Raw genomic sequence first — 19,675 nt, forward strand, 5'->3', positions numbered from 1 at the left:
CATGTAAAAGTACTCTGGGGATAAGATAGTCTCCAGAGTATTTTCTATTTAAAAGAGTTTGAAAACTGTTATCTAGCAAGCAAAGTAAGGTATGTATATCATTTAACTAATCATTCGTTTACCTGCCATTCAGTTATCGGCCGAAATGACTTATAAAAGGTCGGAAAAATATGGATTTCAATTGTTCGGAAAAAATGATGGATTAGTCGCTAGCAAATTGATTTGGCTGTTGTTAACATTGACCGAACTAGTCCAATTCTGTAAAATGAAAAGGATATTTACGAAATAAAATTAAACAGGTGATCATTTTGCAAATTGAAATAAAGGGATTACATGATGAGCGGTTTGAACGTCCGCTTCGAAATATTGCGAACTTATTTTATGAAGAAACGGAAATTGTTTTTGGCGAGGCCAATGATGCTGATTTTGAGGTGACACTTCAGTATGAAGTAACTGATAAAATTATCGTATCTGCAGCACTACTGGAAAAAACTACGAAAAAAAGCTATATAGCTGGTTATGAGCAAGAACTGATTGCAGCAAAAACAGATAAAGAGCAGTTTAAACAAGTGAAGCGAGCTGTTTCCCATGTGTATTTGGATGTGCTTCAGAAGATCACAGGTATCACACAGAAATGGGGCATCTTAACGGGAATCCGTCCTACCAAACTCCTCCATCAAAAGCTTCAACAAGGACTTTCGAAAGAACAAGCACATGCTGAACTCCGTGAAGATTATTTAATTTCTGATGAGAAAATTGATCTGATGCAGCGTATCGTCGATCGGCAATTAGCAGCCATACCGGACTTATACGATTTGAAACAAGAAGTGAGCATCTATATCGGGATTCCATTCTGCCCAACAAAATGTGCATATTGTACATTCCCAGCCTATGCGATTAATGGCAGACAAGGTTCTGTGACTTCATTCCTTGGGGGTCTTCATTATGAAATTAAAGAAATGGGTCGCTGGATGAAAGAACATAATGTAAAAATCACCACGATTTATTATGGGGGCGGTACACCAACAAGTATTACTGCAGAAGAAATGGATATGCTGTACGAAGAAATGTATGCAAGTTTCCCAGATGTTGAAAAGGTTCGTGAAATAACGGTTGAAGCAGGGCGTCCGGATACGATCACACCCGAAAAGCTCGAAGTACTGAAAAAGTGGAATATTGACCGGATTAGTGTGAATCCACAATCGTATATTCAGGAGACGCTGAAGGCAATCGGTCGCCATCATACGGTTGAAGAAACGATCACGAAGTTCCATCTCTCAAGAAAGATGGGCATGAACAATATTAATATGGATTTAATTATTGGGCTTCCAGGAGAGGAGCTCCCTGAATTCCAGGTAACATTGGATGAAACGGAAAAGCTACTGCCTGAATCGCTGACTGTGCATACCTTATCGTTCAAACGTGCTTCTGAAATGACACGCAATAAGCAAAAGTATAAAGTAGCTTCACGTGAAGAAGCCGAGAAAATGATGCGAACGGCCGAAAGCTGGACAGAAAAACATGGTTACACGCCATATTACTTATATCGCCAGAAGAATATTCTCGGTAACCTTGAAAATGTCGGCTATTCCTTCCCAGGTCAAGAAAGCTTGTATAACATCATGATCATGGAAGAACAGCAAACCATTATCGGGCTTGGCTGTGGGGCGGCGAGTAAGTTCCTTGACCCAGTTACAGGGAAAATTACTCATTTTGCAAACCCGAAGGATCCTAAGTCATACAATGACAATTTTGAACACTATACGGAGAAGAAGATAGAAATTCTTGAGGAACTGTTCGGAGTTATACAAAAATAACCTAAGGAGAACCCTAGACCAGGTTAGAAATGGTGAGGGTTCTTTTTTGAAATTTATGTTTATAATGACACGGAATCTTACGAAACAAATAAATATGCGTCGAATCCAAGATTTATGGGTCAAGACACAGATGTACCTCTAATCAAAAGCACCTGGCAAACCGTGTATTATTCCCGTACAAGTGGCATTGTGCAGCATCTAAATGAACCACCTGATTTAATAATTTCGGAAATGTCTACTTCAATTAATTCGTACCCTCTCATTCGGAGCTGATGATTCACCATCTTATTGCTGGGCAGACTGAAGACTTTTTTTCTTCCTATTGAAAGTACGTTTGCACCTAACGTGAATTGTTCTTCGTCATTAACTTCAATCAGGTCAAAACGTGAACGAAGCATATCGATTTCTTTATGTTCAAATGCTTCTGGAAAAATTAGTGCTTCAGTCGGCGAAAGGATATTGAATACACAATCCAAGTGTAGGAATTTTTCCTGAAACGGCATGGCAATGATTTCAAAATGCGGAAGAAGACTTTGCAATTGTCTGATAGACTTTTCATGGGTTCGAGAACTGATTCCAATGTAGATTGATTTTCGGTCAATCAATACATCTCCACCTTCAATATACTCCGTTGTTAAGTCGAAAAATGGCAGATGCTCCTCTATAAGCCAAGACTTTAATACATGGTCCTCCCCTTGTCGCAAATGATTCGCCATTTCGGCCACAAATACAGTTTTTCCAATGGTGAACCCGATGTCCCGTGTGAAAACTTGTTCAGGAAATGCTTCAAGGGCGGGAAGTTTATATACTTTCACATCTAATTCTTTTAATCGTTCAATAAATTGCTCATGTTGCTGCATTGCCAGTTTTCGATCAATGTTCTCATCTTTGAATTGCTTTTGAGTTTCATTGATTACTTCGCGAATTTCCATATATTGTGGCTCACAGACAATCACTTTTTTTAAAAGATCATATTCACTCATGCAATAGCTTGCGGCATCATGACCTATTATCATACTTATCCCCCTAATTGGACTATTTCTTGTATTCTTTCCTTTTTTATCACTTAGAAAACATCAGAAATTAAAGGATTTAAGAAAAAGAAGGAGAAAAGAGCCATGTAGAATTTATTTTAATAAAAGTACGTGTTCAAAAAGGAGGATAAAAAGAGTCAAGAAGTTCGAGGAGTGATCGTCTCCAACCTTTCGTGTATACAGTAATACGTGAGAACACGAGAGACAGAGCTTTGATGCAATTCGCAAGCTTTTCTACCGGACTTTTTGAACAACCTCTAAAAGCGGTGGTGAATGGATTTCATCATTTGATTTAGAGAATGCATGAATGGTGGTCCGAACGCTCAATTGTTTGTTTTACTTAAAAGCCGGCGCGGTTCATGCACCAGCTTTTGTTGACGCATGTCTCTTTAACGGTGAAAGAGAAGAAGTTTACCTGCTGAAGAAGTGCAACGATGTGTTTTGTATTCAAAGTTTTTTTCCAGTAATAATCGCTGACCTAATTCTTTTGCCAATTCATCATTTTCAGCTGTAAAAGCCTCATCTAACAATTTTTCCCCGGTTGGTTCAAAGACTGTCAATTTGTAGGTTCCGCTCATGTAAAACTCTCCTTTTATTTTAGAATTTCATATAGAGATAATTTTATAATATTCCTTTTTTTGTAATGTTTATACCATTAATATCAAGTTTTGCGTGTTGTACATGGATAGGAATTCCGTTAAGATAAAAGAAGAATGGTGTATTACCCACTTTAACAGGCGATAATACCTTACGTTCATTTTTATGAGTGAATCAAGAAAATAGGTACGGATAAAAAAACTACTGATGGAAGTGTCACTTTATAGGGGGGAATCAGTTGGCTTTACAAATTAAAGGAGTAACAAAAAAATTTGGGGAATTTACTGCTGTCAATAATCTTAATTTCACAATTCCTGAGAAAGAAATGTTTGGTTTTTTAGGTGGTAATGGTGCTGGTAAAACAACAACGTTTCGGATGATTCTTGGGCTACTTGACCCAACAGAAGGGGAAATTGTTTGGAATGGAAACAAGATAGACTATGCGAGCAGCTCTTTAATCGGCTACCTTCCTGAGGAACGTGGTCTTTACCCGAAGCTAAAGGTGCGCGATCAAATTGTTTACCTGGCAAGATTAAGAGGTATGAACAAAGGAAAAGCTTTGAAGGAGCTAGAATATTGGCTTGATCGCTTTAAGGTTCCAGAATATATCGATAAGCGTGTTGAAGAGCTTTCTAAGGGAAATCAGCAAAAAATCCAGTTGATCGCTTCCATGATTCACAAACCGGAATTGCTTATTCTTGATGAACCATTTAGCGGGCTAGATCCGGTGAATGTGGAGATGTTGAAAGATGCTGTCATCGACTTGCGGGATAGTGGCACGACAATTGTTTTTTCAAGCCATCGAATGGAGCATGTTGAAGAAATGTGTGAGCATCTTTGTATTATGCATAAGGGATCACCTGTTGTTGAAGGTAAACTGAAAGAAATTAAACGTTCATTTGGGAAAAAGAATGTGTCGATTCGAGCTGATTTTGATTTATCTTTCTTGGATTCTTATCCTGGCGTAACGAAAGTCAAGACAACGATGGAAGGGAAGATTCTACAGGTAACGGGAGAGGATGTTGCTGCGAGTATCATTCGTGATCTTGTTCCTAAAGGATTTGTTCGGAAATTCGAATTGGAAGAGCCGTCATTGACAGATATCTTTATCGAAAAAGTGGGTGCAGCCTATGAATAAATTTTGGATTGTGCTTTCGCATACCTATATATCAAAATTAAAAACGAAATCTTTCATCATTACTACAGTCATTATGATGGCATTGGTTCTTATTCTTTCAAACATGACGAATATTTTGAAGGCATTCGGAAGTGATGAACAAGAGCAGGTTGCCGTCATCGATCAAACGGGTGATCATTTATTTGATAGCTATAAAGCTGAAGTAGAAGCTGTGAACGACGAAATTACGATTATCGCTTCCCAAGATGAAGGAAATGTAGAGAAAAAGGTAACAGATGAAGAAATCAGGGGGTATTTACTACTTGAAAAAGACGTGAACTATGGCTTAAAAGGAACGTATAAAGCCAATCAAATATCAGATTCATTGATTAGCAATGATTTATTTCTAGCGCTTTCTCACTTGAAAAGCAAACGTACAGCAAGCGAATTGAATTTGACTGACCAGCAAATCGTACAATTGAATACACCCCCAGCTTATGAAACAATTGCTCTTGCAGAAAATGCAAAATCAGAGGAAGATCTGAATCAAGCTCGGGGTCTCGTTTATGTGCTTTTATTCGTCATTTATTTTGGTGTGTTAATGTATGCAACGATGATTGCGATGGAAGTGGCTACAGAAAAAACATCACGAGTGATGGAAATTTTGATTTCAAGTGTCTCGCCCATTACCCAAATGTTTGCGAAAATATTGGGTGTTGCCTTGCTGAGTCTTACCCAAATGATCTTATTTTTCGGAGTGGGTTATGTCTCGATTAAACGAAATTTGACTGATATGAATGAAGGATTCTTCGCGATTTTTGGTTTTGGTAACACGAATATATCCACTATTATTTATGCGATCATATTCGCTATGCTTGGTTATCTTTTGTATGCGACACTTGCCGCATGCCTTGGCTCTGTCGTCAGCAAAATAGAAGATGTACAGCAAATGATTTCTCCGATGACCATGCTTGTTGTCATTGCCTTCCTGATTGCAATGTTTGGCCTTGGCAATCCTTCAGCTAGTTATATTACCATCACATCATTTATTCCATTTTTCAGCCCGATGATCATGTTTTTACGAGTTGGCATGCTTAATGTTCCTTTCTGGGAAATCGCCATAAGTATTGGCCTATTAATCGCGACGATTATCCTGCTAGGTATTGTAGGTGCTAGAATCTATCGTGGTGGCGTCTTGATGTATGGAAGCTCGAAATCTTTAAAAAGCATTAAAAGCGCCTTACAATTATCAAAGAAAAAATAAGGGTCTGACCCCATACTCTATACACTGTTTATAGTCTCTTCACTTCATATAAACAATAAATAGTAGATATGGGTCTGACCCTTTTTTCTGACCTTTTTGTTGTGAGATAACCTCTTCTTTTCCATGAATGATAAAATGGGAAAGTGCGTTCTGTTTATGCTGCAATTAGGGTAAACTAAGAGACAAGAATCAAAAACGGAATGGAGGTTTGAGTATGAGACCGATTGTTTTTTTACATGCGGCAGATTTGCATTTGGACAGTCCGTTTACGGGACTAAAATATGTACCTCAAGCATGGGCAGGCGAAATTCGGGAAAGTCCGTTTAAGGCGTTCCGCAGTATCATTGATACGGCCATTCACAAGAAGGTAGACTTTATGCTTTTATCGGGAGACTTATTTGACGGCGAAAATAGAAGCTTACGAACTCAAGTGAGGTTTCGAAGTGAAATGGAGCGTTTGAAGGCTGTTGGGATTTCTGTATATATCATTCACGGCAACCACGATCATTTGGGGGGAGCATGGATACAAGTGGATTTACCTGATAATGTTCATGTATTTTCGGAAAAAGCGGGAATGAAGTCATTTCAAAAATGTGATGGTACGCTCGTACATATTTACGGGTTCAGCTATCCAAAGCGACATGTAACAGAGAGAATGATCGATACATATGTAAAAATAGAGGGAGCCGATTATCATATTGGACTTCTACACGGAAATTTAGAAGGATTTACAACTCATAGCCCTTATGCTCCGTTCTCGTTACGAGATCTCACAGACAAGCATTTCGATTATTGGGCGCTTGGACATATTCATAAAAGGCAAATTGTCGCTGAGCAACCACTTGCCATTTACCCAGGAAATATTCAGGGAAGAAATCGCAAGGAAAGTGGAGAGAAGGGCTGTTATATCATCGAGCTGGAAGGTAATGATTGGAAACACGAATTTATTCGAACGGCAGAAATGATTTGGGATACAGAAACTGTAACGATTCCTGAAATAAGTACTTTTGATTCAATCCTTGATGAGTGCAAGAATCAGTTAATAAAATACCATGATGTTACAAAAAAATATTTACTTGAACTTACAGTAGATGGCAGAAATGTTCATCAACCTGATGTACTTAGCGAAGAATTTCTAGCTGATGTTCTCTCTATTTTGCAAGAGCAGTCAGAGAATGAGGAATGGAATGTATGGCCATATCGGATGACGATTCACAGGGACACAATACCGGTTGTTTTACAGGACACTCCGTTTACATCAGAGCTTCTCTCAAAGGTGGAACGTTTTACAGAATTTGAAGAAGCCCTACAGCCTCTATATCGGCATGGGATTGCTAAGAAATGGCTCGATTCACTGACGGAAGAGGAGCAAGAACAAATTCTAAAAGACGCCAAACGGATGCTTTTGCAAATGCTGCATTAAGGGGGGAGAGTGGTTTGAGAATAAGAGAGATATACGTATATGGGTATGGAAAAATGGAAAATGAACGGTTTACAAATTTGACTGAATTGCATGTGTTTTTCGGGAAAAATGAAGCAGGCAAATCGACAATCATGTCGTTTATCCACAGTATATTATTTGGCTTTCCAACCAAAGTACAAAACGAGTTACGGTATGAACCGAAAATGCACGCTAAATATGGTGGGCTGCTTATTGTTGCAACAAAGCAATATGGCGAGATAAGAATTGAACGGGTAAAAGGAAAAGCAACGGGGGATGTATCTGTCACTTTTGCAAATGGTGAAGTTGCTGGAGAAGAAATACTTAACAATATCCTACATGGCATGGATAAGGCCTATTATCAATCAATTTTTTCTTTTGACCTACAAGGTCTACAGGGGCTACATACGATGGGAGAAGGGGACATTGGCAAGTATTTGCTATCAGCAGGTTTAGTTGGCAATGATAAGATTCTGGATGCAGAAGGGAGATTGCAAAAAGAGCTGGATCTACGGTTTAAACCCTCTGGACAGAAGCCGCTACTTAATAGTCAAATGAAGCAGCTGAAAGTACATCAACAAAATATGAAAAATTCAGGTGATGATCAACTGAATTATAACGAACTACAAAGTGAATTGAAAGAAATTGGTGAAGAACTAGAAGAGCTGAAGAAACAATCTCAAGTTAATGAAGAACAGCTATTTTATACAGGGGAATATCTTCGAATCAAGCCGCTTGCTGAGGAACAGGCTGTCATCCAATCGAGACTGGACCGGTTAGGTGATCAAGTTTTTCCGATTGACGGTTTAAAACGGCTGGAACAGCTAAACTCTCTTCTTATTCAGCATGAGGCCAAGCAAGTTTCACTTCAACAACAGTATCAAGAACTGATAACTGGAAAGGAAAAGATGGCCCCTTCACCTTTTTTAGAAGAACATAAGGAAAGTATCGAAACAGCTATCGAGAGTTCTGCACTACTTGAACAATTGGAGCTTGATAAACATAAAGAGGACAAAGCTTTAGAACTAGTAAGTAAGGAAATCGACAATCTTAAGGATGATCTGTCCTTTAAAGGCCATGTAGAAGCAATCCTGCAACTAGACTTCAGCACCTTTATGAAGGAGAAAATAAGAACGCTCGCACAAAAAAAACGAGTGTTAAGTAATGAAAAAGAGCAGCTTGATGAACGAGATAAACGAGTAAAGGGACGATTAGAGCAGTCTGAAATGAGGCTTGAAGAACTAAAATGTAGGCGCTTGCCAAAGGAGCAGAGGCTAAAGCTCGAAACAGCAAAAGATCAAAGGCAAAATAAACAGTATCATATAGTGAAAAAAGAAATGCTTGATGAACAAATTGCGGACTTGGAGCGGAACTATAAGGTACAGGAAAAAAAAGAGCGGGATCAACTTAGTAAAAAACGTGGTATTTTTTCTTTCATTAGCTTGATTCTATTAGGCCTATCGATCTATTCGATTTTTACTAAGCAGACAATACTTACGTTTTTCTTTGTAGTTGCGCTGGTTGCTATTTGGATAGGTTTCTTCTTTTTTAAGGAGAAACACACGTTAGCCGATGATATACGGAGACTTTCTGAGGCTAAAGAAAAGAGGGTGTCCGTTGAGAAGGAAGAATCTCAAACTCGTTCAATGGAATATGAGTCAGATGCAGCTTTGCGTTTACTTGAACAAGATCGTGAACTAGAACGATTAATAGCCAATGAAGCATTTAAGAAGGAAGAACGGGAACAAGCATTTGATGATGTGATTCACGATTTTGAAACTTGGGAAGCATCATGGAAAACAGCTCAGGCGGAAGCGATGACTATTGTTAAGGTATGGGGTATCCCAGATGAAGCGATCGAGCATGACCTAGAGGAAGTCTTTGGCTTGCTTGAAAAATTAAAAGTGAAAGTAGAAGAAAGAAATGTGATTCGTAAAAACAATGAGTATATTCATAGTGAAATACAAAATAGGAAGAAAACATTGTTTTATTATACAGGGGAGCTGGGGGAATATCCGGGTACTTGGCAGGAAGCTCTTACTATTTTAAAAAGAGCATTAAATGATTTGTTCGAAAAGAAAATTCAACTGAAACAGCATGTTGAGGAAGAAACGAAAACAATGGTTGAACTTGAGAATCACAAATCTGAAAAGGATTATGTCATCGGGCAAATACAAGAATTGTACGACAAAGCGAATGTGGCGGATGAAGATGATTTTCGCGAAAAAGCATTACGGGCTGAAGAAAGACTACAGCTTCTTAGCCAACTGAAGCTTGTCGTCATGCAACTGGAGCAGTCACGTTTACAAGGGAATCAGCTAACTGAGTATATGGGAATGGATATTAGTAAGTATACGATTGAAAATCTTGAAGCAATCCGAAATGAAATCACTAGTAGACAATCGACGCTGCTAGAGAAACAATCGGATTGGAAACATAGAATTAAACAGCTTGAAGAGGGTGGATTATATGATGATAGAATGCATCAATTTCATGAAGCGCGCCAAGTGTTTAACGAAGATGCCAAAGACTGGGCCAAATATGCTGTTGCACGAAGTTTGCTGAATCAAACGATTGATGCGTTCAAAAAAGAACGTCTCCCTAGTGTTATAAACAAAGCAGAAGAGTATTTTTCCTATTTAACGGATGGACAGTATAGCCGAATTTTCCTGAATCATGATACGGAAGGATTCACTGTCCAGCGCTCTGATCATCTGATGTTTGATGTCAATGAAGTGAGTCGTGGCACTGCCGAACAAATATACGTAGCGATTCGCCTTGCGCTCGCGGACCACACATTCAAGGAGGATCCTTTTCCGCTTATCATTGATGATAGCTTTGTGAATTTTGACAGTAAACGAACAGGAAACACGATTGCTTTATTAGCGAAAATATCTGAACAAAGGCAAATTATTTTCTTTACATGCCATGAACATCTGCTCAACTATTTTTCACAAGGAAGCTTGACCTATTTATCTAATCCTATGGGTGCCTCTTTATGAGCAAAAAATAGGAATATTGTTTCATCATGAAAATCTAATAAGTTGAAACCGAAATATTGCAAGATATGGTATACTATTGATACTTAACATAGAACGGGGGTATATACACATGCAAAAAGGCATCATTCACTTCGGTGTTGGTGAGGCAATGGATACATATATGTATATAAAAAGCAGTAACAAGGCAGTGGCTAGTAATGGCAAGCCCTTTCTGACACTGATCCTTTCTGATAAAACAGGAGAAATAGAAGCAAAGCTATGGGATATTTCTGAAGATGATGAGCGTAATTTTTCAGGTGAAAAAACGGTCAAAGTGCTAGGAGAGGTTCAGAATTTCCGAGGACGCAGCCAGCTAAAGATTCGGAATATCCGATTGACGACTGAACAGGATGGAGTGACTCCAGCCGATCTTATTCAAACAGCTCCATTGAGCCAGGATGAAATGATGGGGAAAATTACGCAGTATATTTTTGAAATGAAAAATCCGAATATCCAAAGAGTCACACGTCATTTACTGAAAAAATACCAAAGTGATTTCTTGACATTCCCTGCTGCAACAAAAAACCATCATGAATTTTATTCAGGACTTGCTTATCATGTAGTTTCCATGCTTGACTTAGCGAAGGGGATCACTGCTTTATACCCAACACTTGATAAAGACCTTTTATATGCGGGAATTATTTTGCATGACCTTGGTAAAGTGAAAGAGCTATCAGGTCCAGTGTCAACTGTTTATACAACTGAAGGCAATTTACTAGGCCATATTACGATTATGGTCAATGAAATAGGAAAAGCTGCTGATGAATTGAACATTCAAAGTGAAGAAGTCATGATTCTACAGCATCTTGTCTTGAGCCATCATGGTAAAGCAGAGTGGGGGAGTGCGAAACCACCTTTAGTTCGTGAGGCAGAGGTTCTCCACTATATTGATAACTTAGATGCGAAGATTAATATGATGAACCGTGCTCTTGAAAAGGCTAAACCAGGCGAATTTACTGAAAAAGTATTCGCTCTTGAAAATCGTTCATTTTATAAACCGACATTTTCTGAATGATGATACATGCACCGTGCGAAGATTTTGGCATTGGTGCTTTTTTTGTATTTATCCGAAAAGGAGGATGTCACCAAGGATCTGACCTCATACTTTATAGACAGTTTATTATGTCATTTACACGTCATATAACCGATAGATAGTAGATCTGGGGTCTGACCCTTTCGTCATGGAACAGTCTCGATGAAAAACATGACATATATCTTCGCCCCATGCATATTCATTAGTAATACAAGTGGGACAAGATCCCCGAAAGGAGCAAGAACATGCCAATTTGGATTTGGGTTATATTTGCAGGGATTTTAGTCAGTGCCTGGATGAGTGTTTATACGGCAAGGCAGGATCGAAAAAAGGAAAATGAGTGGATTGAACAGGAAGGGCAAAAGTATATAGAAAGAATGAAGGAAGAACAGGAAGACCGAGAAAAAGAGCAACAGCCAGGAATGGAACATTAGAAAAGGCAGGTCATCAGACCTGCCTTTTTGTTTGCATAAGATTTGGGAGTTGATATGAAAGTTGCTTGTACACATCCAGCTCTTAACCTTAAATGTGTTTATGTTTTATTTCTTAGCCGGTTCTGCAGGCTCTTCTGTTTTGAATGCGTCTTTTAAATCATTATCATTCACTTTTAAATCTGCATCTTTCACTTCTTTATTAAGAGCTTTTTGAACTGCAGCATTATCAAGTTTAGAAAGTTTTAATTCTTTTTCGATCTCAGCCTTTGACTCTTCATAAGATTTTTTTTCTTTTTTATCTAGAAGTTGAATGATATGGAATCCATACTGGCTTTTAACAGGTTCGCTAATTTCATCTTTCTTCAATGTGTAAGCTGCGTTTTCAAATTCAGCAACCATTGCTCCTTGACCGAACCATCCAAGGTCTCCGCCTTTTTCAGCACTTCCAGTATCTGTAGAATATTCTTTTGCTAACTTAGCAAAGTCTTCACCATTTTTTAGCTTTTCTTTCACTTCTTTAGCAGTCGTTTCATCTTTAACGAGGATGTGTCTTGCATGAATTTCAGGCTTTTGATTATCGTAGTATTCTTTCATTTCTTTTTCAGTTACTTTAACACTAGCAAGTGCTGCTTTTTCTTGAAGCATTTGAACTTTAAGAGAACGCTTCAAGGCAGCTTCATCCATACCAGACTGAGCAAGTGCCATCTCATAGTTTTCTCCTAGCTGTGTCTTAAGCTCGTCCAATTTTTTGTCCAGCTCTTTATCGGTTACTTTATATTTATCTGAAAGAATCTTTTCGTATACTAGCTCTTGCAAAACTGCATCGCCATATCTTTCTTTCATTACATCGTAAAGCTCTTCTTTCGTGATATCTCCAGCTTTGGAAGTTGCCACTGCTTTAGAATCTCCGCCGTTGCTACAAGCAGCTAGTCCAAGAAGACCCGCAATTACCATTATGGATAATGCCCATTTTTTCATTTAGAACAACTCCTGTTTATCTAGATTCGTGGCTGTTATGTGAATCCACAAAACTTACTATACCATATTTGGAAGTTTTTCGAAAATTAAAGTGCAAATTTTGCATCTTAGTTTGTAGAAAGTAGGTAACCGCCCACCCAATTTCCTGCCCTTTACATATGATGTAAGGATCGTTCACTCATATTGGTTCTATGCAGATTAGGCAGCTTGTTCTTTAACAAAGGCTGTCAATCAATATAAAGGAGGTAATATATATGGGCAATGGATTTAGCGGGGGATTTGCTTTGATAGTGGTTTTGTTTATTTTATTAATCATCGTTGGTGCTTCTTTTTGCGGGTAAACACCACTTCTAATTAAAAAAACAAAAAGCCCACGCTTCTTAAAGCTAAGCTGAATAGAATATCGTAGCCGTTAAAGGGATGGTTGTAAAAAACGCAACTAGTTTTTGGAAACGGGATTGATTGTATGTACCATTGAGAGGAGGATACACAATGTCTGGAGGCGTCGGCGGAGGTTTCGCTTTGATAGTTGTACTTTTTATTCTTTTGATTATCATCGGGGCTTCATGGTTATAAAATTAGATATTAAAAAAGGTGAACCACTAATGGATTCACCTTTTTTCGTTCAATAAGCAAAAAGCACATCTTTTTCGATTCATTTTGGTGTCTGAACTTACTCTTGCTACCCACGGGTCATAAGTCACTCGTGGGTAGTCCTTTTTGCTGTATCAAGGACCGAGAACGGTTATTCCGACCGCCGCCTATACAATTCATTCTTTATGAGGTTGTTCAAAAAGTCCGATAAAAAAGCTTACGATTTCTACGTCGCTCTGTCTCTCCGGTTCTCGAGACGATCGCTCGCAGACCTTCTCGGCTTTTGTTATCTTCCTTTTCGAACACACACTTTATGTAAAGGATATTTCAACATACGAGGACAATAGTAAAATCGTAATTAAGATATTAATAGTCCGGAATACTTTCGTCTGGCGGTCTTCAGGAATTTCTTTTTGGATACATAATGAGTTTGTCATTCTGTTAATATTATATAGAATTAAGGCCGAGAAGATGATAAACACAATTATTATCACTCCTGAATCCCTCCCTCTAGAACAAGTCTGTATCTTTACGATACCAAATAATTTCATAAAAAGATACTTAAAACTTTTTAATTTGTTGTCTTCGCCATTTGTAAATATCCTAGTAATCTTTAAAAATAAGAATGTCATATCCTTGCTCAGTTTCTTCTACAAAGCTTTGTTCAGGTGACCCAACCATACATTTGAGCGCAATAAAATCAGAAACGCATAATCCGGTGTGAATGGAAAGCAGTATGGTAAAATAATGCGCGTAATGTGGGAAAGCGTATGCGCCACCGATAAAAACACTGGTTAATACAAGAAAAGGAAAGAGTAAGGTTAATCTGTACAGTCGTTTTGGAATGGGGTCATTTATCTTGAATGAAATGAGTGGAACTACACCCCATTTTAAATAAAGTGCAGGTCTAATTTTGGGATATTCCAAAATACAAGGACAGTAGTGTATAAGTTTATGAGTTGGATATAAGAAAAGCACTGAAAAAAGTAACACCCAGCCATAACCATCATACATGGAGACATTAGGAAAAAACGCGCTCATGCTTAAATAAATAACAATAAAAGAAAATAACGTGGTCATCATGGATAAAAATAAGATAAATTGACTCCCGAATTGTCTATCCAAGTTGATCGACTTCCAGCTATTCAAAAAATTCGCCTCCACAAGCGGAATAGTAAGGATAATAAGATAAAGCCAATATGCTTTTCTTATAAAATCCTTCCCATACTTTACGATGATTAAGCAAAAAAATCAATAGAATATTACATGAAATAATCTGTTTGCGCTTGCAATCATGGAGAAGTAACAGAAATCATGTATAATGGAGAAAAGAGGTAAATGAACAAGATTGGTGGAGGCAGGAAATGCGAGACTTAGAGAGGGAAATTAATAGACTGAAATTTCATCAAAAGCTCTTATTAAATGTTATTCGGAACCCGAATGCGGAATTGGACGTTATATTTTTTGAAAAAAATCTTTCGGAAACGGAAGCACATGAGATTCTGAGATTATGTGATAAGTTGAGCAAGCAATATGAAATAGAAAAAGCGGAAGGGTATATACACTTTCAACCGCTTTTTAATCGCCTTACAATGGAATTAACAGCAAAAGTAACAGTAAAAGAACTAATTGAAGCTTGTTTAAAGCAAGGATTATATGATTCTTTCATGAAGGATATGGTGAAAATTGCAAAGAATTAAACAGCCTCAGTTTCTTTCTCTGACTTTTTTTTCGCAATTTTCCCTTCTTCTACGGTAAATTCTTTATCGATATTATCAAATGAACGTTCAAATATCCCCATGAAATCCTCGCCATAAATATTCCGGATAATCGCCATCATCTCCATCATATCAGGGAATTTCCCATATAGCTCTCGCGTTGGAAGGGTTCCTGAAAGAACAGAATTGTTAGCTGGGTCATACTGTTCCATTAACTCTAATAAAATGCTTTCACCCTCTAAGGTAATTTGAATATAGGTATTACGTTTGTCATGTTCTTTCTTTGAAAAACTTAATAAACCGCGTTCCTCTAACTTTTTGGAGAAGTTAAATGCGGTTGAAACATGCATAACTCCGAATTTAGCTACATCTGAAATGGAAGCTCCGTTTAAGTGATAAGCAATCCATAAGATGTGATGTTCGTTAATGTTTAAATCAAACGGTTTAATCCATTGTTGCCAATCCTTTTCCGCGGCCTTCCAAAGTGCTTTACTTAATTGAGCAATTCTCTGGCTGAAGATCATAGCATCTTTCATAGTATAATTTTTTTCCTGCATGAATACACTCACCTACTTATCAGAATTCTCTAGTTTTATTATGACAATAAAGTAAAGATTAATAAAGCTAAATTTGCGAAATTTTTAGAATTTTTTATGTAAATTTTTTGGAATAAGCTTAAGCTATGGTGAAAAGAAGAAAATACCGGCTAGGATTGGTTAAAAAGACCTGTTTTTCATTAAAGAATATTTACACTCTGTCGCAGAAAAATCATTATGTAAGCCGGCTTTTGGATAAATGGAACGGTCAGTTTTTTCATGATTGGTTTTTAGGAGAAGCAATCCTTTCCAGTTCTTGAATCGTCGCTTCGATTTCTTTCATATTTTTTGATAATTCTTCTGAATTTGGTTCAATATCCTGCTTCCAGCCTTCAATCAAAATTTTCACATCTTCTATAAAAGCTTTAATTGTCTCTGTGCTTACTTTCGATGCATGCATGGCATCTTTTTTTAGATTCATCACTTCTGTTTTTAACTCTTTAAAGGAGTTAGAAATTTCATTTGAATTTACCTTTACCCGACTGCGAAGCTCTGTTCCAGAACTTGGTGCGGTGAGAAGAGCTGCTGCTGCCCCAACAATAGTTCCTGTTATAACTCCAAGAATGACTGATTTTGCCTTCATATGACCACCTCATTTTTCTACTATATTAATTTCGCCTTATAGTTAAAAAAACCTGCTAGGTAAGAAAATAATAGTTGGTAATCTTTTTATTAAAATACCATAATTTACTTATTAGTAAAAGAGTTAATTTATATATTCTTTATATCACAAAAATAATTTTTTAAACATCTTTATTTTTTTCAATAAAAATAGTTTATAGATTGAGAATTCATAAAAAATAGAGGCTTGACATATACATGACAAATAGATTCCGAAAAGGAGGAGATGCGTCTTGTTTTTCTTTATTTTATCGATCGCGTTTTTAATGGCGGCCTTCTTTTATTTGGCCATTTTACAAAGACCAGGCATGTTTCCGCCAAAAAAAACTATAAAACAAAGAGTGCTGATCTTAGGTGTAGCAAGTATCGCTTTCCTTCTAATTGGAATTCTGATCCAGCTTGTTATTTAAATGATGGTTTTAAAAAAACACCGGAAAAAGATCCGGTGTTTTGAATTAGTAAATGTTATATATTTGCAGGAATGTTTGATCTCTTCACAAGTCCAGTCACAATTGGATAAATGATTGCCATGGCGATTACGTTCAATACGATTGCCGGTAGAACTGCTCCTGAGAATAGCACAAGGAAGGATTTTGGCAGACCTGCAAGGAAATAAGCGGAAGTAAGGAATACCGTGCCAGAAATAATAGTTCCAACTGCCGTTAAAATACCAATGCTGATAATTGATTTAGTGAATTTTTGAATAGCTAAAAACATGAAATAGAATAAAAAGGCACTGATAAATTTATCGATAATATTTGGTATGAACCCTCCAGGGAAGGTTGTTGTAAGTCCGGAAATGACACCGGCTGCTACTGCTACAAGAAAAACATTTTTCTTTTCTGGAAATAAGATTATGGCCAAAAACATCATAGTCAGCATCATATCGGGTTTAACCCCAAAAGCAAATCCCGGAACAACTAGATGCAGAACAGCACCTAATCCCATTAATAAGGATAATGACACTAGTACTTTCGTATTCATTTCTCATCTCTCCCATTCTCGTCTCGTCTAAAGTTTACCTCCCCAATAGTGCACTATTGCCTATTGCGAGAAGTTTAAACTAGTATATCATGACTAACCTTTTTTTAGAAGGAGTTTCAAACAATGCTTTGAAAAAGTTATAGCTTATGCATTGAACAAGGTTTTTTCTCTATTTTGGTAGGTTTTTTTAAAGTTTTTCATGAAATCAGCAAGCTCTTGGCAGTGTTCAAGTGGAACGGCATTATAAATGGATGCACGGCAGCCACCGACAGATCTGTGGCCATTCAAGCCAATAAACCCTGCGTCTTTAGCTTTTTGCAAAAATTCCTGCTCAATCTCTTTGTTCGGAAGGGTAAATGTAACATTCATATAAGAACGGCTGTCAGGCTTGGCATGACCTTGATAAAAACCGTCGCTTGAATCAATGGCATGATAAAGCAATTCTGCTTTTTTCGCGTTATTTTCTTCAATCTTGGTAATCCCACCTAAATCCTTCGCCCAATCAAGAACAAGAGAGAGGAGGTAAATAGCTAATGTTGGTGGCGTATTATATAGAGAATTGCTAGCTTGATGTGTATGGTAATTCAACATGGTTGGAATTTCGTCCAAAGAATCAGAAATAAGGTCTTTACGAATGATGACAACGGTAATCCCAGACGGACCAAGGTTTTTCTGAGCACCGGCATAAATTAAACCAAATTTACTGACATCAATTTTTTTACTCAAAATGTCACTGGACATATCCGCAACTAAAGGTACGTTTTTTGTATCAGGAAATACATTCCATTGAGTTCCGTAAATGGTATTGTTCGAAGTGATATGTAAGTAAGCTGCATCTTGATTGTAGACGATGTCAGAAAGTTTCGGGATGGATGTATAATTTACATCTTTTGTAGAAGCTACAACCCTAGTTGTCCCGATTTTCTTCGCTTCTTGTAAAGCTTTCTCCGACCAACTTCCAGTTAGAACATAATCTGCTAGGCTATCGGCTTTTAGTAAGTTCATTGGAATCATGGAGAACTGAAGGCTAGCACCGCCTTGCAGGAAGAGTACATCATAATTTTCTGGAATATCCATTAGTTCTTTAAGCGTTTGAATGGCGTGATTATGGATCGTTTCAAATGTATCACTACGATGACTTAATTCCATGACCGACATCCCTGTGTTGTCGATATTTAACCATTCAGATTGTGCTCTTTTTAATACATCTTCAGGTAAAGCAGCAGGACCTGCATTAAAATTAAGTGCTCTTTTCATGTTTGTTCCTCCTTGTAATATGTGAAAGGATTTGATTGTCTCTATCCTATCAGAAAATGTTTAGAAGTTGAAAGAAAAAAGTGAATGTTTAGTGAAATAAATCATGAGTTTAATAAGATTTTACTTTTTTACCAAAAAAATTCACCGTTGAGGCAGGCTCCAAAGGTGAATTTCTTAAATTAGGTTAATTCTTAATGTTCTGTGAAATGGATTGTGCCATAATTTTTAAGTCTTCAGTTGTGTATTCACTCGTATGAGTTTTCCAGACGGCTCCAAATCCGTCCCCTTCACCGTAGCGCGGAATTAGATGGAGATGGTAATGGAAAACGGACTGTCCAGCAGCTTCACCGTTATTATTTATTGTATTTAAGCCGATTGGATTGAACGCTTGTTTCATAGCTCGAGCAATTTCTGGCACCACTTCAAAAATGTTTTTTGCAATGTCAGGTGTTAATTCATATACATTTTCTTTATGTACTTTTGGGATGACTAGTGTATGACCTTTCGTTACTTGACTAATGTCAAGAAAGGCAAGTACATGTTCATTTTCAAATACTTTTGTACTTGGAATCTCTCCATTAATAATTTTACAAAAAATACAATCGCTCATCTTTGACATCCTTCCTTGGTTAATGTTTAGAGGTAATCTTATCCTATCATAGCTACATGAAAGTCGGAAAGAAAAAGAAACAGGATGCAGCTGATTGCTGCACCCTGCGATTCTTGAAAAAGGGGCCATCCTTCAATACGTTTAGTTACATAGACTTTTCTTTAACAAACACCTCATTTACTAAAAGTAAGTTTTAGCGTTTAAAAAAGTTTTTGCATTCAAAGCAACCATCTCCTATATCTCTAAAGTATTACAACAGTAAAGTATATTGGATCGTGCATGAATGTTTACTTCGTCTAATGTGTGCAAAGCAACCATCTCCTTGCATAAAACGTTTGGTTCATTGAAGTTCTTGGTATATTGCAGTTAGTTGTCTTTAACTGACACCTCATTTGACAAAATGATTAAATCATAAGTTTAATGAAGAACCCCTTCTTCACTACTTATGATAGCCACGATTCACATTTTATATACATATGTTTTTTGTTTATATAAAAATAACGAAGTTTTCCAAATAACATGAACGTACATTATAGTAC

21 protein-coding genes are annotated in these 19,675 nt (G+C 37.3%); 11 read left to right on the plus strand and 10 right to left on the minus strand.

Annotation, left to right across the window (positions count from 1 at the left end):
• The first annotated feature begins 308 nt into the window (after positions 1 to 308).
• On the plus strand, positions 309 to 1,817 hold the full coding sequence (locus tag AC625_RS05370; RefSeq protein ID WP_049680337.1) for a coproporphyrinogen III oxidase: 1,509 nt from the start codon (positions 309 to 311) through the stop codon (positions 1,815 to 1,817).
• A gap of 167 nt (positions 1,818 to 1,984) precedes the next feature.
• On the opposite strand, the gene AC625_RS05375 is transcribed toward AC625_RS05370, so the two are convergent.
• Both AC625_RS05375 and AC625_RS05380 read right to left on the minus strand, forming a co-directional pair.
• Positions 1,985 to 2,833, minus strand: coding sequence for a dimethylarginine dimethylaminohydrolase family protein (locus AC625_RS05375; protein WP_049680338.1), 849 nt, complete (start codon positions 2,831 to 2,833; stop codon positions 1,985 to 1,987).
• Between the two features lie 407 nt (positions 2,834 to 3,240).
• Positions 3,241 to 3,429, minus strand: a complete 189-nt coding sequence (locus AC625_RS05380) for a YhzD family protein (RefSeq protein ID WP_049680339.1) — start codon at positions 3,427 to 3,429, stop codon at positions 3,241 to 3,243.
• A 257-nt stretch (positions 3,430 to 3,686) separates the two neighbouring features.
• On the opposite strand from AC625_RS05380, the gene AC625_RS05385 reads away from it, so the two are divergent.
• The 6 genes from AC625_RS05385 to AC625_RS05410 all read left to right on the plus strand — a co-directional run bounded on the left by AC625_RS05385 (position 3,687) and on the right by AC625_RS05410 (position 11,778).
• Positions 3,687 to 4,586, plus strand: a complete 900-nt coding sequence (locus AC625_RS05385) for an ABC transporter ATP-binding protein (protein WP_049680340.1) — start codon at positions 3,687 to 3,689, stop codon at positions 4,584 to 4,586.
• On the plus strand, positions 4,579 to 5,829 hold the full coding sequence (locus tag AC625_RS05390) for an ABC transporter permease (RefSeq protein ID WP_049680341.1): 1,251 nt from the start codon (positions 4,579 to 4,581) through the stop codon (positions 5,827 to 5,829). Before AC625_RS05385 ends, AC625_RS05390 begins: the two co-directional genes overlap by 8 nt.
• A 214-nt stretch (positions 5,830 to 6,043) precedes the next feature.
• Positions 6,044 to 7,252, plus strand: a complete 1,209-nt coding sequence (locus tag AC625_RS05395; RefSeq protein ID WP_049680342.1) for a metallophosphoesterase family protein — start codon at positions 6,044 to 6,046, stop codon at positions 7,250 to 7,252.
• Positions 7,171 to 10,272 carry an ATP-binding protein gene (locus AC625_RS05400; protein WP_082190949.1) on the plus strand — a complete coding sequence of 1,034 codons (3,102 nt, stop codon included), beginning with the start codon at positions 7,171 to 7,173 and terminating at the stop codon, positions 10,270 to 10,272. Before AC625_RS05395 ends, AC625_RS05400 begins: the two co-directional genes overlap by 82 nt.
• A 109-nt stretch (positions 10,273 to 10,381) precedes the next feature.
• A complete protein-coding gene (yhaM, locus tag AC625_RS05405) occupies positions 10,382 to 11,326 on the plus strand; it encodes a 3'-5' exoribonuclease YhaM (RefSeq protein ID WP_049680344.1) in 945 nt (314 codons plus the stop codon).
• Positions 11,327 to 11,589: 263 nt separating this feature from the next.
• Positions 11,590 to 11,778 (plus strand): sporulation YhaL family protein, encoded by a 189-nt coding sequence (locus tag AC625_RS05410; RefSeq protein WP_049680345.1) that lies wholly within the window; start codon positions 11,590 to 11,592, stop codon positions 11,776 to 11,778.
• A 105-nt stretch (positions 11,779 to 11,883) separates the two neighbouring features.
• On the opposite strand, the gene AC625_RS05415 is transcribed toward AC625_RS05410, so the two are convergent.
• Complete coding sequence (locus tag AC625_RS05415) at positions 11,884 to 12,756, minus strand: peptidylprolyl isomerase (protein WP_049680346.1); 873 nt, start codon at positions 12,754 to 12,756, stop codon at positions 11,884 to 11,886.
• Positions 12,757 to 13,010: 254 nt separating this feature from the next.
• Between AC625_RS05415 and AC625_RS25470 the strand changes: the two genes are divergently transcribed.
• Positions 13,011 to 13,097 carry a YjcZ family sporulation protein gene (locus tag AC625_RS25470; protein ID WP_082190950.1) on the plus strand — a complete coding sequence of 29 codons (87 nt, stop codon included), beginning with the start codon at positions 13,011 to 13,013 and terminating at the stop codon, positions 13,095 to 13,097.
• 151 nt (positions 13,098 to 13,248) lie between these two features.
• Positions 13,249 to 13,332: a YjcZ family sporulation protein gene (locus AC625_RS25475; protein WP_082190951.1), complete on the plus strand. Its 84-nt coding sequence runs from the start codon at positions 13,249 to 13,251 to the stop codon at positions 13,330 to 13,332.
• A gap of 329 nt (positions 13,333 to 13,661) precedes the next feature.
• Here AC625_RS25475 and AC625_RS25480 read toward each other — a convergent pair whose 3' ends face one another.
• Both AC625_RS25480 and AC625_RS05420 read right to left on the minus strand, forming a co-directional pair.
• Complete coding sequence (locus AC625_RS25480; RefSeq protein WP_082191243.1) at positions 13,662 to 13,841, minus strand: hypothetical protein; 180 nt, start codon at positions 13,839 to 13,841, stop codon at positions 13,662 to 13,664.
• 112 nt (positions 13,842 to 13,953) lie between these two features.
• On the minus strand, positions 13,954 to 14,499 hold the full coding sequence (locus tag AC625_RS05420; RefSeq protein ID WP_049680347.1) for a DUF3267 domain-containing protein: 546 nt from the start codon (positions 14,497 to 14,499) through the stop codon (positions 13,954 to 13,956).
• A gap of 215 nt (positions 14,500 to 14,714) precedes the next feature.
• Between AC625_RS05420 and AC625_RS05425 the strand changes: the two genes are divergently transcribed.
• Positions 14,715 to 15,050, plus strand: coding sequence for a DUF1878 family protein (locus AC625_RS05425; RefSeq protein ID WP_049680348.1), 336 nt, complete (start codon positions 14,715 to 14,717; stop codon positions 15,048 to 15,050).
• On the opposite strand, the gene AC625_RS05430 is transcribed toward AC625_RS05425, so the two are convergent.
• Positions 15,047 to 15,625 carry an HTH-type transcriptional regulator Hpr gene (locus tag AC625_RS05430; protein ID WP_049680349.1) on the minus strand — a complete coding sequence of 193 codons (579 nt, stop codon included), beginning with the start codon at positions 15,623 to 15,625 and terminating at the stop codon, positions 15,047 to 15,049. The two genes, AC625_RS05425 and AC625_RS05430, sit on opposite strands and share 4 nt — an antisense overlap.
• A gap of 256 nt (positions 15,626 to 15,881) precedes the next feature.
• Entirely contained in the window at positions 15,882 to 16,247 is a 366-nt protein-coding gene (locus AC625_RS05435; protein ID WP_049680350.1) for a YtxH domain-containing protein, read from the minus strand.
• Positions 16,248 to 16,518: 271 nt separating this feature from the next.
• Here AC625_RS05435 and yhzF point away from each other — a divergent pair, with 271 nt between their 5' ends.
• A complete protein-coding gene (gene yhzF, locus AC625_RS26455; RefSeq protein ID WP_156187425.1) occupies positions 16,519 to 16,695 on the plus strand; it encodes a membrane protein YhzF in 177 nt (58 codons plus the stop codon).
• 55 nt (positions 16,696 to 16,750) lie between these two features.
• Here yhzF and AC625_RS05440 read toward each other — a convergent pair whose 3' ends face one another.
• The 3 genes from AC625_RS05440 to AC625_RS05450 form a co-directional block, all read right to left on the minus strand.
• On the minus strand, positions 16,751 to 17,269 hold the full coding sequence (locus AC625_RS05440) for a tryptophan transporter (protein WP_049680351.1): 519 nt from the start codon (positions 17,267 to 17,269) through the stop codon (positions 16,751 to 16,753).
• Positions 17,270 to 17,413: 144 nt separating this feature from the next.
• Positions 17,414 to 18,526, minus strand: coding sequence for a 3-phosphoserine/phosphohydroxythreonine transaminase (gene serC, locus AC625_RS05445; RefSeq protein WP_049680352.1), 1,113 nt, complete (start codon positions 18,524 to 18,526; stop codon positions 17,414 to 17,416).
• A gap of 184 nt (positions 18,527 to 18,710) precedes the next feature.
• On the minus strand, positions 18,711 to 19,136 hold the full coding sequence (locus AC625_RS05450; protein ID WP_049680353.1) for an HIT family protein: 426 nt from the start codon (positions 19,134 to 19,136) through the stop codon (positions 18,711 to 18,713).
• Positions 19,137 to 19,675 lie beyond the last annotated feature (539 nt).

Source organism: Peribacillus loiseleuriae (assembly GCF_001183985.1).
Classification (GTDB): Bacteria; Bacillota; Bacilli; order Bacillales; family DSM-1321; genus Peribacillus; species Peribacillus loiseleuriae.

Bases quoted from the DNA above. Each gene is read 5' to 3' on its own strand.
- AC625_RS05375 (WP_049680338.1), bottom strand. From the start codon at position 2,833: ATGATAATAGGTCATGATGCCGCAAGCTATTGCATGAGTGAATATGAT.
- AC625_RS05380 (WP_049680339.1), bottom strand. From the start codon at position 3,429: ATGAGCGGAACCTACAAATTGACAGTCTTTGAACCAACCGGGGAAAAA.
- AC625_RS05390 (WP_049680341.1), top strand. From the start codon at position 4,579: ATGAATAAATTTTGGATTGTGCTTTCGCATACCTATATATCAAAATTA.
- AC625_RS05395 (WP_049680342.1), top strand. From the start codon at position 6,044: ATGAGACCGATTGTTTTTTTACATGCGGCAGATTTGCATTTGGACAGT.
- AC625_RS05400 (WP_082190949.1), top strand. From the start codon at position 7,171: ATGGCTCGATTCACTGACGGAAGAGGAGCAAGAACAAATTCTAAAAGA.
- yhaM (WP_049680344.1), top strand. From the start codon at position 10,382: ATGCAAAAAGGCATCATTCACTTCGGTGTTGGTGAGGCAATGGATACA.
- AC625_RS05410 (WP_049680345.1), top strand. From the start codon at position 11,590: ATGCCAATTTGGATTTGGGTTATATTTGCAGGGATTTTAGTCAGTGCC.
- AC625_RS05415 (WP_049680346.1), bottom strand. From the start codon at position 12,756: ATGAAAAAATGGGCATTATCCATAATGGTAATTGCGGGTCTTCTTGGA.
- AC625_RS25470 (WP_082190950.1), top strand. From the start codon at position 13,011: ATGGGCAATGGATTTAGCGGGGGATTTGCTTTGATAGTGGTTTTGTTT.
- AC625_RS25475 (WP_082190951.1), top strand. From the start codon at position 13,249: ATGTCTGGAGGCGTCGGCGGAGGTTTCGCTTTGATAGTTGTACTTTTT.
- AC625_RS05425 (WP_049680348.1), top strand. From the start codon at position 14,715: ATGCGAGACTTAGAGAGGGAAATTAATAGACTGAAATTTCATCAAAAG.
- AC625_RS05430 (WP_049680349.1), bottom strand. From the start codon at position 15,625: ATGCAGGAAAAAAATTATACTATGAAAGATGCTATGATCTTCAGCCAG.
- AC625_RS05435 (WP_049680350.1), bottom strand. From the start codon at position 16,247: ATGAAGGCAAAATCAGTCATTCTTGGAGTTATAACAGGAACTATTGTT.
- AC625_RS05440 (WP_049680351.1), bottom strand. From the start codon at position 17,269: ATGAATACGAAAGTACTAGTGTCATTATCCTTATTAATGGGATTAGGT.
- serC (WP_049680352.1), bottom strand. From the start codon at position 18,526: ATGAAAAGAGCACTTAATTTTAATGCAGGTCCTGCTGCTTTACCTGAA.
- AC625_RS05450 (WP_049680353.1), bottom strand. From the start codon at position 19,136: ATGAGCGATTGTATTTTTTGTAAAATTATTAATGGAGAGATTCCAAGT.